The 15,809-nt window shown below is 68.3% G+C and carries 12 protein-coding genes; 6 read left to right on the top strand and 6 right to left on the bottom strand.

Annotation, left to right across the window (positions count from 1 at the left end):
- Nucleotides 1-58: 58 nt before the first annotated feature.
- The 3 genes from QUV35_RS10055 to QUV35_RS10045 all read right to left on the bottom strand — a co-directional run bounded on the left by QUV35_RS10055 (nt 59) and on the right by QUV35_RS10045 (nt 3,168).
- Nucleotides 59-934 carry an alpha/beta hydrolase gene (locus QUV35_RS10055; protein WP_300873265.1) on the bottom strand — a complete coding sequence of 292 codons (876 nt, stop codon included), beginning with the start codon at nt 932-934 and terminating at the stop codon, nt 59-61.
- Between the two features lie 199 nt (nt 935-1,133).
- Nucleotides 1,134-2,567: a pyruvate kinase gene (gene pyk, locus QUV35_RS10050; RefSeq protein WP_300873263.1), complete on the bottom strand. Its 1,434-nt coding sequence runs from the start codon at nt 2,565-2,567 to the stop codon at nt 1,134-1,136.
- Nucleotides 2,568-2,673: 106 nt separating this feature from the next.
- Nucleotides 2,674-3,168, bottom strand: coding sequence for a hypothetical protein (locus tag QUV35_RS10045; RefSeq protein WP_300873261.1), 495 nt, complete (start codon nt 3,166-3,168; stop codon nt 2,674-2,676).
- 421 nt (nt 3,169-3,589) lie between these two features.
- Here QUV35_RS10045 and QUV35_RS10040 point away from each other — a divergent pair, with 421 nt between their 5' ends.
- Genes QUV35_RS10040 through QUV35_RS10030 form a run of 3 tightly spaced genes read left to right on the top strand, consistent with a single transcriptional unit; the run spans nt 3,590 to nt 8,339 of the window.
- On the top strand, nt 3,590-5,362 hold the full coding sequence (locus QUV35_RS10040; RefSeq protein ID WP_300873259.1) for an N-acetylglutaminylglutamine amidotransferase: 1,773 nt from the start codon (nt 3,590-3,592) through the stop codon (nt 5,360-5,362).
- A 14-nt stretch (nt 5,363-5,376) separates the two neighbouring features.
- Entirely contained in the window at nt 5,377-7,116 is a 1,740-nt protein-coding gene (gene ngg, locus QUV35_RS10035) for an N-acetylglutaminylglutamine synthetase (protein ID WP_300873257.1), read from the top strand.
- Entirely contained in the window at nt 7,113-8,339 is a 1,227-nt protein-coding gene (locus tag QUV35_RS10030; protein ID WP_300873255.1) for an osmoprotectant NAGGN system M42 family peptidase, read from the top strand. Before ngg ends, QUV35_RS10030 begins: the two co-directional genes overlap by 4 nt.
- On the opposite strand, the gene QUV35_RS10025 is transcribed toward QUV35_RS10030, so the two are convergent.
- From QUV35_RS10025 to queA, 3 genes are read right to left on the bottom strand one after another with little or no spacing between them, the layout of a single operon-like run.
- On the bottom strand, nt 8,336-9,511 hold the full coding sequence (locus QUV35_RS10025; RefSeq protein ID WP_300873253.1) for an MFS transporter: 1,176 nt from the start codon (nt 9,509-9,511) through the stop codon (nt 8,336-8,338). The genes QUV35_RS10030 and QUV35_RS10025 overlap by 4 nt on opposite strands.
- Nucleotides 9,512-9,558: 47 nt before the next feature.
- Nucleotides 9,559-10,731: a tRNA guanosine(34) transglycosylase Tgt gene (gene tgt, locus QUV35_RS10020; RefSeq protein WP_300873251.1), complete on the bottom strand. Its 1,173-nt coding sequence runs from the start codon at nt 10,729-10,731 to the stop codon at nt 9,559-9,561.
- Nucleotides 10,718-11,836: a tRNA preQ1(34) S-adenosylmethionine ribosyltransferase-isomerase QueA gene (gene queA, locus QUV35_RS10015; RefSeq protein ID WP_300873249.1), complete on the bottom strand. Its 1,119-nt coding sequence runs from the start codon at nt 11,834-11,836 to the stop codon at nt 10,718-10,720. Before queA ends, tgt begins: the two co-directional genes overlap by 14 nt.
- Nucleotides 11,837-11,908: 72 nt before the next feature.
- Between queA and QUV35_RS10010 the strand changes: the two genes are divergently transcribed.
- The 3 genes from QUV35_RS10010 (at nt 11,909) to QUV35_RS10000 (ending at nt 15,804) form a co-directional block, all read left to right on the top strand.
- Nucleotides 11,909-14,182 carry an ATP-dependent DNA helicase RecG gene (locus tag QUV35_RS10010; protein ID WP_300873247.1) on the top strand — a complete coding sequence of 758 codons (2,274 nt, stop codon included), beginning with the start codon at nt 11,909-11,911 and terminating at the stop codon, nt 14,180-14,182.
- Between the two features lie 129 nt (nt 14,183-14,311).
- Entirely contained in the window at nt 14,312-15,271 is a 960-nt protein-coding gene (locus QUV35_RS10005) for a hydrogen peroxide-inducible genes activator (RefSeq protein WP_300873245.1), read from the top strand.
- Between the two features lie 29 nt (nt 15,272-15,300).
- Nucleotides 15,301-15,804: a Dps family protein gene (locus QUV35_RS10000; RefSeq protein ID WP_300873243.1), complete on the top strand. Its 504-nt coding sequence runs from the start codon at nt 15,301-15,303 to the stop codon at nt 15,802-15,804.
- Nucleotides 15,805-15,809 lie beyond the last annotated feature (5 nt).

Below are 15,809 nucleotides of genomic sequence, written 5' to 3'. Positions count from 1 at the left end.
TGGTAACCGGTTGGTAACCCGGGATTTTACGGCGCGGGCGGCGCCGGGCCCAGCGGCATCAGCCGCTTCGCTGCTGCAGAAATGCGCTGAAGCGGTCCAGCACCGGTGCCAGGCCGCGCAATGGCGGGGCCAGGGCACCGATCAGCGTGGTGTGGCCGAGGCGGTCGAACAGCTCGAGTTCCACCGCCGTGCCGCGGCGTTGCAGGGCTTGCGCCATCGCCAGGGTGTTGCGCCGCGGGTTGACCAGGGTGTCGTTTCTGGCCGCCAGCAGCAGCACGCGGTGGTCCAGGCCTTCGGCGCCGCCGGCATGGAACAGCGGCTGCGAGTTCGCCGGCGTGTCGGGCCAGTTGAAGGCGCGTTGCACATCGGGGATGCCGATGGGCAGGAAATCGTAGGGTCCGGCCAGGCCGACCCAGCCGGCGAGTTCGGCGGGCTTCATGCCCACGTCGGCCAGCCAGCGCGCATCGAGGGCGAGCATGGCCGCGTTGTAGGCACCGGCACTGTGGCCGGTGACGAACAGCCGCGAGGGAGAAGCGCCGAGCCGGCCTGCGTTGTCGCGCGTCCAGCGCACCGCCTGCGCGCAGTCCTGCAGGAACACCGGGTAGCGCACCTCGGGGCTCAGGCGGTAGTCGGCGACCACGGTGACGATGCCGCGCGAGGCCAGCGCCTCGCCCACGAAGCGGTAGTCGGCGCGGTCACCGCTGCTCCAGCTGCCGCCATAGAAAAACACCGCGATCGGCGCATCGGGCGCGGCACCCACCGGCCGGTACACGTCCATGCGCTGGCGACCGGCGCTGCCGTAGGCCTCGTCGCGCTGCAGGGTGTGCGTGTTCGACGGCACGGTGGCGTTGATCAGCCGCAGCGGTGAACAGGCCTGCAGCAGGGGCGCCAGGCCCAGCAGGGTAAGCCAGCGGCGGCGGCCGGGGGCCGACACGGTGGCGGATTGCGGTGAAGTCATCCCCTGGGTACGCCGAGCGTCGTTCACCGGATTCGCAAAGGGCCGGAGCGAGCGAGGTGCCTCAACCCAAAGGCACCGAGGGCCCGGCTCCGCCGGCCCAAGGTGCCGTCCCCCCTCCCAGCGCCGCAGGCGCGCCAGAGAGGGGGGAAGCCGCGCAGCGGCGCAGGGGGGTGCTTCACCTGGCCCGGCAGATCTTGAGGGTGTTCGTGCCGCCGGGCTGACCCATGGGTTCGCCCACCGTGATGGCGTAGACGTCACCGCTGTGCACGATGCCGCGTCGCTTGAGCTGGTCTTCGGCTTCGGCCAGCGCGGTGTCGCGGTCGGCGCTGGCTTCCATGAGCAGCGGGCGCACATTGCGGTAGAGCGTCATGCGGCGCTGGGTCGACAGGTTGGAGGTCACGGCGTAGATCGGCATGCGCACGTTGTGCCGGCTCATCCACAGCGCGGTCGAGCCCGAGTCGGTGAGTGCCACGATGGCCTTGGCGCCGAGGTGGTGGGCGGTGAACAGCGCACCCATGGCGATCGACTGGTCGATGCGCTTGAAGGTCTTGCCGGTGAAGTCGGCGCCGAGCTCGCTGTACTCGGCCTTCTCGGCTTCCTGGCAGATGTTGGCCATTTCCTTGACCGTCTCCAGCGGGTATTTGCCGGCCGCGGTTTCGGCACTGAGCATCACCGCGTCGGTGCCGTCGAGCACGGCATTGGCCACGTCGCTCACCTCGGCGCGCGTGGGCACCGGGTTGACGATCATCGACTCCATCATCTGCGTGGCGGTGATCACCACCTTGTCCATCTCGCGCGCCAGCCGGATCATGTGCTTCTGCAGGCCGGGCACCGCCGCGTTGCCCACTTCCACCGCGAGATCGCCGCGCGCCACCATGATGCCGTCGGACACCTTGAGGATGTTGGCCAGCTCGGGGATCGCCTCGGCGCGCTCGATCTTCGCGATCAGCGCTGGCCGGTGGCCGGTGGCTGAACCGGCCACGTTGCACAGCTGGCGCGCCAGCTCCATGTCGGTGGCGTTCTTCGGAAAACTCACCGCCACGTAGTCGGCCATCAGTCCCATGGCGGTCTTGATGTCGTCCATGTCCTTGGCGGTGAGTGCCGGCGCGGTCAGGCCGCCACCCTGCTTGTTGATGCCCTTGTTGTTCGAGAGCTCACCGCCAAGATGCACCGTGGTGTGCACCGCCGGGCCCACCACCTGGTCAATGGTCAGCACGATCAGGCCGTCGTTGAGCAGCAGGGTGTCGCCGGCCTTCACGTCGCGCGGCAACTCCTTGTAGTCCAGTCCCACGCCTTGCAGGTTGCCGGGCTCGGTGCGCGAGGCGTCGAGCACGAATTTTTCGCCCGGCACCAGCAGCACCTTGCCGTCGGCGAACTTGCCGACCCGGATCTTGGGGCCCTGCAGGTCGGCCATGATGCCGACCTCGCGCCCGGCGCGCTGGGCCGCCGCACGCACCAGCGTGGCGCGATCGATGTGGTCCTGCGCCGTGCCGTGGGAGAAGTTGAGCCGCACCACATTCACCCCGGCGCGGATCATGGCCTCGAGCAAAGCCGGGTCGCTGGAAGCAGGGCCGAGGGTGGCAACGATCTTGGTGGCGCGCACGGGCATGAAGGGAGTCTCCTGTCGGTGGATGGTCGGGCTTCACAGTGCCCGGGTGTAATTTGGTTTCAATTATCTGTGATGGCGGTTACATGGCCGCCACAGCCACCGCGCCTCACAGCCGGTTGTTGCGCACCGGCACCTGGGCGCTGTACTCCAGGCTCACGAACCGCACGTCGACCACCTGAAGATGCACGATGGTGCGCCGGAACGACCACTGGCGGTCGATCGTCACCGAGGAGGTGGAGCCCCGGCTTCGGGTGCTCCGCTCCAGCCCGTAGCGCGCACGCAGCGAGGTGGTCAGCCGCTGGCCCAGGGCCCGCGCCTTGTCTGCCGAGCCGGCATCGGCCAGCAGCGTGATGCGTTGCAGGCGGTCGGCCTTGAACACGAAAGACACCTTGAACGATTCCCCGGCCAGCTCGTAGGCCGGGATCTCCAGTTGCACCGTCCCGCCGTCGGCGGCCGGCCCGGCGGGCAGGGTCTGTGCTTCGGGCACCAAAGCCTGCACCTCGGCCACGGTCGCGTCGACCGGGATGTCTTGCCACAGCGCCTGGGCCGAGGCGCTCGCAGCGAACAACAGGCAGCCGACACAAAGCAGAATTTTTTTCATAGGCGCAGTGTGACCCGTGATGTCCCACAAAGTTGTCCGTGCGGTCGCCCGGCCTTGAGGACGCCTGGGCTGCCTGCCCGAGCGCGCCGGTGGGAGCGGTGATTCATCATATGAAAAAGAAGTCACTTGGGTTGATTTTCATATCGAAAAAAATATAATAACGCCTCACCCCATCTTTAACCCCGCGTGCACCTTGTGCCCACGGAGCGTTGGAAGTCCCGGGCCGGGCCGCCTTTGGCCCCGCTGCCCGGTGGTCAGGAAATGGCTTCCGCCCGGCGTCGTTGCCAGCGACGCGCGTTCCCACGGTCGTGCACCTGCCGATCCCCCCATCCCCTGTCCGCTTGCCCGGCCTCGTCCGGGCCGTCGCATTTTCTGCAGCGGTGGAGGTGACCGGCTTTCCTGTCTGGAGGGCAGAACACCCATGTGTGGAATTGCAGGAGAAATCCGGTTTGACGGCAGCAGTGTCGACGTGGCGGCGCTGGCGCGCATGAACGAGCGGCAGTGCTCGCGAGGCCCCGACGGGCAGGGCCTGCAGGTGAGCGATCGCCTGGGCTTTGGTCACCGCCGTCTGAAGATCATGGATCTGTCCGACGCTGCGCAGCAGCCCATGTTCGATCCGCTGCTGGGTGCGGGCATCGTCTTCAACGGGGCGGTCTACAACCACGCCGAGCTGCGCCGGGAGCTGCAGGCGAAGGGCTACCACTTCCATTCCAGCGGCGACACCGAGGTCCTTCTCAAGGCCTGGCACGCCTGGGGCCCGGACTTCGTCAAGCGGCTCAACGGCATGTTTGCCTTCGCCATCTGGGAGCGCGACAGCGGCCGCGTGCTGCTCGGGCGCGACCGGCTGGGCATCAAGCCGCTGTACCTCGCGTCCATCCCGGGCGGGCTGCGTTTTGCCTCCAGCCTGCCGGCGCTGCTGGCCGCCGGCGGCGTCGACACCACCATCGACCCGGTGGGCCTGAACCACTACCTCTCGCTGCACGCCATCGTGCCACCGCCGCACACCATCCTGCGCGGCGTGCGCAAGCTCGCGCCCGGCACGCTGTTGCAGATCGAAGCCGACGGCACGTCCGCCGAGCACAGCTTCTGGTCGCTGAATTACGAGCGCGACGCAGCGGACGAGGCACGCCCGTTCGACGACTGGCGCGAGATCCTGCTCGATGCACTGCGCGCCGCCGTGAAGCGCCGGCTGGTGGCCGATGTGCCGGTGGGTGCGCTGCGCTCGGGCGGCGTGGATTCGAGCCTCATCGTTGGCCTGATGGCCGAAGCCGGCGTGCGCGACCTGCGCACCTACAACGTGGGTTTCGAGGACGTGGGTGGCGAGAAGGGCAACGAGTTCGAATACGCCGACCTGGTGGCGCAGCGCTTCGGCACCGTGCACGAACGCATCTTCGTGCCCGAGGCCGAGTTGCTGAACCGGCTGCCCGAGGCCATTCACGCCATGAGCGAGCCCATGGTCAGCCACGATTGCATCGGTTTCTACCTGTTGAGCGAGGCGGTCTCGCGCCACAGCAAGGTGGTGCAGAGCGGGCAGGGCGCCGACGAAGTGTTCGGCGGTTACCACTGGTACCCCAGGCTGCAGGGCAGCACCCAGCCGGTGGCCGACTACCTCGCAGCGTTCTGCGACCGCGACCACGCCGAGATGCGCGCGCTGGTGCAGGACCGCTACCTCACCGGCGACGTCACGGCCAGTTTCATTGCCAGCCGGCTGACCGCACCCGGCGCCAGCGATCCGGTGGACCAGGCGCTGCGCATGGACACCACCGTGATGCTGGTGGACGACCCGGTCAAGCGGGTGGACAACATGACCATGGCCTTCGGCCTGGAAGCGCGCGTGCCCTTCCTGGACCACGAGCTGGTGGAGCTGGCCGCGCGCATTCCCGCCCGCCACAAGCTCGCCGGCGGTGGCAAGGGCATCCTGAAGGAGGCGGCGCGCCGGGTGATTCCGTCCGAGGTGATCGACCGGCCCAAGGGCTACTTTCCGGTGCCTGCGCTCAAGCACCTGCGCGGCCCGGTGCTGGAGAGCGTGCGCGATGCGCTGGGAAGCCAGGCCGCGCGCGAACGCGGGTTGTTCCGCCCGGCGTATGTGCAACAACTGCTCGATGACCCCTCGGCCCACATGACGCCCCTGCGCGGCTCCAAGCTGTGGCAGCTCGGCCTGCTCGAACTCTGGCTGCAGCAACACCTGCGCTGAAAGGAAGCACCACCATGATCCACAAACAAGCCCAACGCGCCCTGCGCCTCGGTCGCGCGCCCATGCCCCAGGCAGACGCCCGGGGCCAGTCGCCCGAACGGACCCGGGTGGTCCTGCCCTGCGGCTGGGGCCGGCTGATCGCCGGCCACACCTTTGCCGATGCAGCCGACATCGCTGCCGCGTTGCTGCAGGAGCAGCCCGGTCAGCGCGACATCGCCTTCTACGTCGACAAGCCCCATGTGGTGGTGGCGCATGCGCCCAGCCAGCTGTTCGTCGATCCGTCGGAGACCTTCCGGCTCTGGCTCAATGCCTACACGCCCCAGCGCGCGGTGCGCCGCGGCTTCACCATCCGCCGACTGCGTTCGCGCGCCGACGTGGCGGCCATCAATGCGATCTACCGCGCGCGCCGCATGGTGCCGGTGGATCCGGCGCGGGTCTGGGGCGAGCGTGCGCAGCGCCAGGTCGTGTATGCGCTGGCCGAAGACCGGCTCACGGGTGAAGTGATCGGTGTGGCCATGGGACTGGACCATGCCGAGGCCTTTGGTGATGCCGAACCGGGTTCGAGCCTGTGGGCGCTGGCGGTCTCGCCGCAGGCCAGCCACCCCGGCATCGGTGAGGCGCTCACGCGGTACCTGGCCGAACACTTTCAGGCGCGCAGCCGTGCGTTCATGGATCTCTCGGTGCTGCACGACAACGCCTCGGCGATCGCGCTGTACAGGAAGCTCGGCTTCCAGAACATTCCGGTGTTTGCGGTGAAGCGGCGCAACGCGATCAACGAGCCGCTGTTCACCGGCCAGGGCGCTGGCGCCGACGGCCTGAACCCGTACGCCCGCATCATCGTGGACGAGGCACAGCGCCGCGGCATCCGGGTGGAGGTGGTCGACGCTGAAAACGGCTACTTCAAGCTCAGCCACGGCGGGCGCAGCGTGGTCTGCCGCGAGTCGCTCTGCGAACTCACCAGCGCCGTGGCCATGAGCCGCTGCGCCGACAAACGCGTGACCGCGCGCCTGCTCGCCCAGGCCGGCCTGAAGGTGCCGCAGCAGACGCTGGCCGCTGACGCCGAGGCCAACGCGGCCTTCCTGCGCGAGCAGGGCGCCATCGTGGTCAAGCCGGTCGATGGTGAACAGGGCAAGGGCATCGCCGTGAACCTCACCGCCGCCGACGACGTGGAAGCCGCGATCCAGAATGCCAGCCAGTTCGGCGAGCGGGTGCTGCTCGAGCAGTTCTGCGAGGGGCAGGACCTGCGCATCGTGGTGATCAACCACCAGGTGGTGGCCGCGGCCATCCGCAAACCCGCCACCGTGGTGGGCGACGGGCAGTCGAGCATCGCGCAGCTGATCGAAAAGCAGAGCCGTCGCCGCGCCGCGGCCACAGGCGGTGAATCGCGCATTCCGGTGGATGGCGAGACGCGCCGCTGCATCGGTTTGCAGGGCCACACGCTCGAGGACGTGCTGCCGTTCGGTCGGCCGCTGCCTGTGCGCAAGACGGCCAACCTGCACACCGGCGGCACCATCCACGACGTGACCGCGCAGCTGCATCCCGCACTCAAGATCGCCGCTGAACACGCCAGCCGTGTGCTCGACATTCCGGTGACGGGGCTCGACTTCCTGGTGCCCGCCGTCGACGGTCCGGAGCACGTGATCATCGAAGCCAACGAACGGCCCGGGCTGGCCAATCACGAACCCCAACCCACCGCGCAGCGCTTTGTCGACTTGCTGTTTCCCCAGACTTCCCATGACGAGGTGCCCGCTTGACCCAGACATCCACATCCATTCCTGTCCCGGAAAAACTGCCCGCTATCGACTACGCGTTCCTCGAAGAAACGCTGCTGCAGCTGCTCGCCATTCCAAGCCCGGTGGGCCTGACCGATGCGGTGGTGCGCTACACCGCGAGCCGGCTGGATGCCATCGGCATTCCGTACGAGATCACGCGCCGTGGTGCCATCCGGGCCACGCTCAAGGGGCGCGAGCAGCGCCCGGCCCGCGCCATCGTGGCCCACCTGGACACGCTGGGCGCGATGGTGCGCGAGATCAAGCCCAACGGGCGCATCGGCGTGGTGCCGATCGGCAGCTGGTCGTCGCGTTTTGCCGAGGGTGCCCGTCTGACCGTGTTCACCGACAGCCAGCAGCTGCGCGGCACCTGCCTGCCGCTCAAGACCTCGGGCCACGCCTACGGCGACGAGATCGACACCCAGCCTTCCAGCTGGGACCACGTGGAGGTGCGCGTCGATGTGCCCTCGCACAGCGCGCAGGACCTGCTGGATGCCGGCGTGAACGTGGGCGACTGGATCGCCTTCGACCCGCAGCCCGAGCTGCAGCCCGGGGGCTACATCAACTCGCGCTACCTCGACGACAAGGCCGCCGTGGCGGTGCTGCTCGCCGCCTGCAAGGCGATCGTCGACAGCGGCGCGAAGCTGGCGGTCGACGCGCACCCGCTGTTCACCATCACCGAGGAGGTGGGCTCGGGTTCGTCGGCCGCGCTGCATGGCGATATCGCGGAGATGGTGAGCCTGGACATTGCGATTGCCGCGCCCGGCCAGAACACCGACGAGCGCGCCGCCACCATCTGCGTGCAGGACCAGGCCGGTCCGTTCGACTACCACCTCACGCACAAGCTGATCGACCTGGCGAAGGCGCACGGCATCAACCACCGTCGCGACGTGTTCCGTTTCTACCGCTCCGACTCGGCCGCGGCCGTGGAAGCCGGCAACGACATCCGCACCGCACTCATCGGCTTTGGCGCCGATGCGTCGCACGCGCAGGAGCGCACGCACCGCGATTCGCTGCAGGCCCTTGCCGAACTCACCGTGGCCTACATGCTGTCGGAGCCGGTGGCGCGGCGCGACCGCAAGTCGATGGGATCGCTGGAGGGTTTCACCGAACAGCTCAAGCCCGGCGACATGGGTGTGGCAACCACCCCGCTGCCCGACCCGGTGCGCTTCCTCGAGGCGGACGGCACCGTGTCACCGGAAAACTAGCGCGACTCTTCGCGCAGCAGTGGGCGCAGCGCCCACAGGCCCAGCGCCGGGCCCAGCGCCAGCCAGGGCAGCAGCGCGCCCAGTGCCACCGTCTCGGCCAGCGAGACGAACAGCAGGATGCTCACGATGGAAATCGCAAAGCCGATGCTGTTGGTCAGGGTGAGCACGCTGCCCACGGCCTGGGGCGGTGCGTTGCGCGCGGTGAGGGTGGAGAACTGCGGCGAGTCGCCGGCGACGGTGATGCCCCAGAGCACCAGCCAGGCATAGAACCACGCATCGCTGGCGTCGATCATCACGAACGCCGCCAGGCAGCACAGGCCACTGACGGCCAGCTGCGTGCCTGCCACCCGCGCGCTGCCCCAGCGCTGGGCGATCCAGCCGCCGCCGGCGCAGCCGATGGCACCGGCACCCAGCACGGCAAACGCGGTCCAGGACAGCGCGGCGCCCTGCAGCCGGGTGGCCAGCACCAGCGGCACCATCACCCACATGGTGTAGAGCTCCCACATGTGACCGAAGTAGCCGAGCACCGAACTGCGCACGCGCGCGTCGGTCCACAGCGTGGTCAGTGCGCGCCATTGCAGCACCGTCACGCGCGCCTGGGCATGGGGTGGGTCGGTGGTGCCGAAGAACAGCAGCAGACCCCCGGCCGCCGCGAGGGCCGCCACTCCGAGCATGAGCGTGGGCCAGGGCAGGGCGCCACCGAGTGCGCGCAGCGCGTGTGCGCTGGCCGAGCCCAGCACCAGCGCGCCGATCAGCAGGCCGAGCGCACCACCCAGGCCGCGCGTGTACCACTGCGCGGCGATCTTCATGCCCACGGGGTAGATCCCCGCCAGAAAGAAGCCGGTGGCAAAGCGCCAGACCAGCAAGGCCGAGTGGTCGCGCACCATCCACCACGCGCCCACGGTGCAGGCCGAGCCGGCCAGCGCACACACCAGGAACACGCGCCGCGGCGCGAAGCGGTCGGCGATGGCCAGCAGCGCAAACACCAGCGTGCCCAGGATGAAGCCGAACTGCAGCGCCGAGGTGAGCGTGCCCACCGCACGGGTGGGCCAGCCCAGCTCGCGCTGCAGGTCGGGCATGACCGCGTTCACCGCGAACCACAGCGAGGTGCCGAGAAACTGGGCCAGCACCAGGAGGGGCAGGATGTGGCGGGGGACCGGGGCCTGGGTCATGGAAGCCGACGTGTCGCGCAAGCCGTTCTGTTCGGGCCGGTGCGCGCTCAGACCCCGCGCGAGCGGTCGGCCTTGAACTGCGCCCGGAACGCGCCGAAGGTGCCCGCGTCCAGCGCCTCGCGCACCTCGCGCATGAGGTTCAGGTAGTAGTGCAGGTTGTGGATGGTGGCCAGCATGGGGCCGAGCATTTCGCCGCAGCGGTCGAGGTGGTGAAGGTAGGCGCGGCTGAAGCCGTCGCGCCCGCCGTTGTCCCAGCTCACGCCGCCCTTGCCCGCGCAGGCCATGCAGGTGCAGGTGGTGTCCAGGGGCTGGTGGTCGGTCTTGTGGCGCGCGTTGCGGATCTTCAGATCGCCGAAGCGGGTGAACAGCGTGCCGTTGCGCGCGTTGCGCGTCGGCATGACGCAGTCGAACATGTCCACGCCATCGGCGACACCCTGCACCAGATCCTCGGGCGTGCCCACGCCCATGAGGTAACGCGGCTTGTGCGCCGGCAAGCGGTGCGGGGTGTGCGCCATGATCTGCAGCATCTGCTCCTTGGGCTCGCCCACGCTCACGCCGCCGATCGCATAGCCGGGAAAGTTCATGTCCACCAGCGCGTCGAGCGACTCCTGTCGCAGGTGCTCGAACATGCCGCCCTGCACGATGCCGAACAGCGCGTTGGGGTTCTCCAGCCGGGCGAACTCGTCCTGCGAGCGTTTCGCCCAACGCAGGCTCATTTCCATGCTCTTGCGCGCCTCGGCCTCGGTGGTGAGGTGGCCGTTGGTCTCATACGGGGTGCACTCGTCGAGCTGCATCACGATGTCGCTGTTCAACCCGGTCTGGATGTCCATGCTGACCTCGGGCGACATGAAGAGCTTGTCGCCGTTGACGGGGCTGGCGAAGGTCACGCCTTCCTCGGTGATCTTGCGCATGGCGCCGAGCGACCAGACCTGGAACCCGCCCGAGTCGGTGAGGATGGGCTTGTGCCACTGCTCGAAGCCGTGCAGGCCGCCGAAGCTGTTCATCACCTCGCGGCCCGGGCGCATCCACAGGTGAAAGGTGTTGCCCAGGATGATCTGCGCGCCCATGTCGTGCAGGCTTTGCGGCATCACGCCCTTGACGGTGCCGTAGGTGCCCACCGGCATGAAGATGGGGGTCTGCACCACGCCGTGGTTGAGCGTGAGCCGGGCACGCCGCGCGTGGCTGGCGGGGTCGGTCTTCATGACTTCAAATTGCAGCATCGGGGTTCCTTGAGAGCAGCATGGCATCGCCATAGCTGAAGAATCGGTAGCGGTGATCGATGGCGTGGGCGTAGAGCGCGCGGATGTGGTCAAAGCCGGCGAAGGCGCTGACCAGCATCATCAGCGTGGACTGGGGCAAGTGAAAGTTGGTCACCATCCGGTCGACCACCTGGAACGAAAAGCCGGGCGTGATGAAGATGTTGGTGTCGCCTTCGGTCTCACCGGTGCGCGCCCAGCTCTCCAGCGTTCGCACGGTGGTGGTGCCCACCGCCACCACCCGCCCGCCGCGCGCGCGGCAATCGGCAATGGCCTGCAGGGTCCCGGGCGGGATCGCATAGCGCTCGTGGTGCATCACATGGTCTTCGATGCGGCCGGCCTTCATGGGCGCAAACGTGCCTGCGCCCACGTGCAGCGTGACGCTGGCGCGCTTCACGCCACGCGCGTCGAGCGCGGCCAGCACGGCTTCGTCGAAATGCAGCGCGGCCGTGGGTGCGGCCACCGCGCCGGGCACGCGCGCAAACACCGTCTGGTAGCGGCGCTCGTCGTCGGCCTCGTCGGAGTGGGTGATGTAGGGCGGCAGCGGCACGTGGCCGTGGCGCGCCATCAGCTCGTATGGGGTTTCACCCGCCGGGCCTTGCAGGCGAAAGCGGAACAGCTGCCCTTGTTGGTCGGGCCAGCGGCCGATGAAGACGGCATCGAACCCGCCCCCATGCAGGCCCCCGGCCATGTGCAGCCGGCCGCCGACCTGCGGCTTCTTGCTCACGCGCAAATGCGCCACCACCTCGCCGGTGGATGCGTCGCCGGCTTCGGCGGGCAGCAGCACCCGCTCGATCAGCATCTCCAGTTGCCCACCGCTTTCTTTCTGGCCAAACAGGCGCGCCTTGACCACCTGCGTGTCGTTGAACACCAGCAGGTCAGCCGCGCTCAGCAGCCCGGGCAGGTCACGAAAGATGCGGTCCACCGGCGCGCTGTCGGTGCCATCGAGCAGGCGCGAGGCGCTGCGCTCGGGCGCCGGGTGCTGGGCGATCAACTCGGGGGGAAGATGGAAATCGAAGTCGGCGACGGTGAAGGCGCGCGCGGCGGTTTCGGGCGGAGACAGGGTCATGCTGCTTGAGGGCTGGACGAAGCCCGTGCCAAGTGGAAGGGAAGGGTGAGGGGAAGCGGGCAGAATTGTCCCATGACCGACGCCACCCCCGCCCGCAAGCCCCTGTCTGCCCCGCAGAAGGCCTTGCTCAAGCTCGGGTTGGCGCGCGACATCGACCTGGCGCTGCACCTGCCGCTGCGCTATGAAGACGAAACGCGCATCGTCACGCTGCGGGGCGCGCGCGACGGCCAGCTGGCGCAGATCGAGGGCACGGTGACCCACAGCGAGATCACGCTGCGTCCGCGCCGGCAGTTGCTGGTGACGCTGGACGACGGCACCGACACCTGCACCCTGCGCTTCTTCACCTTCTACCCGGCGCACCAGAAAACCCTGGCGGTGGGCGAACGCGTGCGCGTGCGTGGCGAACTGCGTGGCGGGTTTCTGGGCTGGACCATGGTGCACCCGGCCTTCCACGCCGCGGGTGGTGAGCTGCCCGACGCGCTCACACCGGTGTACCCGACCAGCGCACAGCTGCCGCAGGCTTACCTGCGCAAGGTGGTGGCCAGCGGTTTGCGGCGTGCCGACCTGGGCGAGAGCCTGCCGGCGGCGCTGCTCGGCGGCTTGCAGGCCGTGGTGCGCGGCACCTGGACCCTGCGCGATGCGCTGCAGTTCCTGCACCACCCGGGCGCCGACGTGTCGCTGGACGCGCTCGAAGACCGCAGCCACCCGGCCTGGCAGCGCCTGAAGGCCGAAGAGTTGCTCGCGCAGCAGCTCTCGCAGTTCACGGCGCGGCAGGAGCGCGCCGCCCTGAGCGCGCCGGCGCTGCGCCCCCGGCCCGGCGGCCTGCACGAACAGCTGCTGGGCGTGCTGCCGTTCGACCTCACCGCCGCGCAGCGCCGTGTCGGTGAGCAGATCGCGCGCGACCTGATGCGCCAGATCCCGATGCACCGGCTGCTGCAGGGCGATGTGGGCTCGGGCAAGACGGTGGTGGCCGCCCTGGCAGCGGCGATCGCGATCGCCGCGGGCTGGCAATGTGCACTGATGGCCCCCACCGAGATCCTGGCCGAGCAGCACTTCGCCAAGCTCATCGGCTGGCTGGAGCCCCTGCTCACGCCGCTGGGCAGACGCGTGGCCTGGCTCACCGGCAGCCAGAAGAAAAAGCAGCGGGTTGAAATGCTCGCGCTCATCGCCAGCGGCGAAGCCGCGCTGGTGGTGGGCACGCACGCCGTCATCCAGGACCAGGTGGTGTTCAAGAACCTGGCCTTGGCCATCATTGACGAACAGCACCGCTTTGGTGTGGCGCAGCGGCTGGCGTTGCGGGGGAAGATGGGCACGGGTCGTGCGGAGGTGTCGGCAGGGGCTTCGACAGGCTCAGCCCGAACGGATTTTTCTTCCGCCCGAAAGGAATCCACTTCCTCTCGAACAGAGACGGTTTCCGTTCGGGCTGAGTCCATCCCCGTTCGGGCTGAGCCCGCCTCCGTTCGGGCTGAGTCCATCCCCGTTCGGGCTGAGCCTGTCGAAGCCCTCGCCCAGGAGCCCCATCTCCTCATGATGACGGCCACGCCCATTCCCAGAACGCTTGCCATGAGCTATTACGCCGACCTTGACGTCTCCACCATCGACGAGCTGCCGCCCGGGCGCACGCCCATCGTCACCAAGGTGGTGGCCGACAGCCGCCGCGCCGAGGTGGTCGAGCGCATCCGTGGCCAGCTCGCGCAAGGTCGGCAGGTGTACTGGGTGTGTCCGCTGATCGAGGAAAGCGAGGCGCTGGACTTGTCGAACGCGACCGCTACGCACGCCGAGTTGAGCGAATCACTTCCCGGTGTTCTGGTTGGGCTTCTTCATTCGCGCATGCCGGTGGCCGAAAAGAAGGCGGTGATGTCGCTGTTCACCGGTGGGCAGATGGGCGTGCTGGTCTCCACCACCGTGATCGAGGTCGGGGTGGACGTTCCGAACGCCTCGCTGATGGTGATCGAACACGCCGAGCGCTTCGGCCTGAGCCAGCTGCACCAGTTGCGCGGGCGCGTGGGGCGCGGTGCAGCGGCTTCGGCCTGCGTGCTGCTCTACTCGCCGCCCGACGGCGGGCGCCTGGGCGAGACCGCGCGCGAACGTCTGAAGGCCATGGTCGAGACCAGCGACGGTTTCGAGATCGCCCGCCGCGACCTGGAGATCCGCGGACCGGGCGAATTCCTGGGCGCGCGCCAGTCGGGCGCGCCCCTGTTGCGCTTTGCCGACCTCGCCACCGACACCCACCTGCTCGAATGGGCCCGCGCCGCCGCGCCGGTGATGCTGGCCGAGTACCCGCAGCTGGCTGAAAAACACATCACGCGCTGGCTGGGTGGCAAGGCGGAGTTCCTCAAGGCGTGAAGTCGACCGGAGCGCGTGCCTTCATCAAGCACACGCCGTGGAACCGCCCTTCGACAAGCTCAGGACGGGCCACTGGCGTGGTCCCCAGGGGGGAAGACGCGAAGCGGCGCAGGGGGGCACAATAGCTTCATGACCCTGACCGAACTCAAATACATCGTGGCCGTGGCGCGCGAAAAGCACTTTGGCAAGGCGGCCGAGGCGTGCTTTGTTTCGCAGCCCACGCTGTCGGTGGCCATCAAGAAGCTGGAAGAGGAGCTGGAGCTCAAGGTCTTCGAGCGCAACGCCAGCGAGATCACCGTGACGCCGCTGGGCGAGGAAATCGTGCGCCAGGCGCAAACGGTGCTGGAGCAGGCCGCAGCCATCAAGGAGATCGCCAAACGTGGCAAGGACCCGCTGGCCGGTCCGTTGCGCCTGGGTGTGATCTACACCATCGGTCCCTACCTGCTGCCCGACCTGGTCCGCCACGTGATCGACCGCACGCCGCAGATGCCGCTGATGCTGCAGGAGAACTTCACGGTCAAGTTGCTGGAGCAGCTGCGCCTGGGCGACATCGACTGCGCCATCCTGGCCGAGCCGTTCCCCGACACCAACCTGGCGATTGCTCCCCTGTACGACGAGCCGTTTCTGGCCGCCGTGCCGCACACGCACCCACTGGCCAGCCAGGACCACATCACCAACGACGAGCTCAAGCGCGAGACCATGCTGCTGCTGGGCACCGGCCATTGTTTCCGTGACCACGTGCTCGAGGTCTGCCCCGAGTTCGCGCGGTTTTCCAATGACGCCGAAGGCATCCGCAAGAGTTTCGAGGGTTCGTCGCTCGAGACCATCAAACACATGGTGGCCGCCGGCATGGGCGTGACCCTGGTGCCGCGGCTGTCGGTGCCTTCGTCGGCGCTCGAAGGCTCGGCAACGCCGGGGCAGGACTTCGGCGATTCGTCCTATGTGCGCTACCTGCCGTTCCAGGGCGAGCCGCCGACGCGGCGCGTGGTGCTGGCCTGGCGCCGCAGCTTCACCCGCTACGAGGCCATCGCCGAGTTGCGCAACGCCATCTACGCCTGTGAACTGCCGGGCGTCAAACGCCTCTCCTAGTTCTTTCACCTCTTTTTTCTGGAGTCCTCATGGCCAAAACCGTCAGCAAAGTCACCGCGCCCGCGATCAACATCGGCATCAACGAGAAGGACCGCGCAGCGATCGCCAAAGGCCTGTCCAGGCTGCTGGCCGACACCTACACCCTGTACCTGACCACGCACAACTTCCACTGGAACGTGACCGGTCCGATGTTCAATTCGCTGCATGCGATGTTCATGGCGCAGTACACCGAACTGTGGACGGCGGTCGATCCGGTGGCCGAACGCATCCGCTCGCTGGGCCACGCGGCACCGGGCAGTTACGCGCAGTTCGGCAAGCTCAGCTCGGTGCCCGACGCACCGGCATCGCCGCCCAAGGCGATGGAGATGGTGCGCATCCTGGTGCAGGGCCACGAAGCGGTGGCGCGCACGGCGCGTGAGCTGTTCGCCGTGGTCGACAAGGCCGGTGACGAGCCCACCGCCGACCTGCTGACGCAGCGCCTCACCGTGCACGAGCAGACCGCGTGGATGCTGCGCTCCATCCTCGAGGAGTGATCGGC

The organism is Hydrogenophaga sp., from assembly GCF_030373225.1.
Taxonomy (GTDB): Bacteria; Pseudomonadota; Gammaproteobacteria; order Burkholderiales; family Burkholderiaceae_C; genus Hydrogenophaga.
The sequence above is the reverse complement of the archived record's forward strand: the minus strand, read 5'-3'. Positions and strand labels throughout refer to the sequence as shown.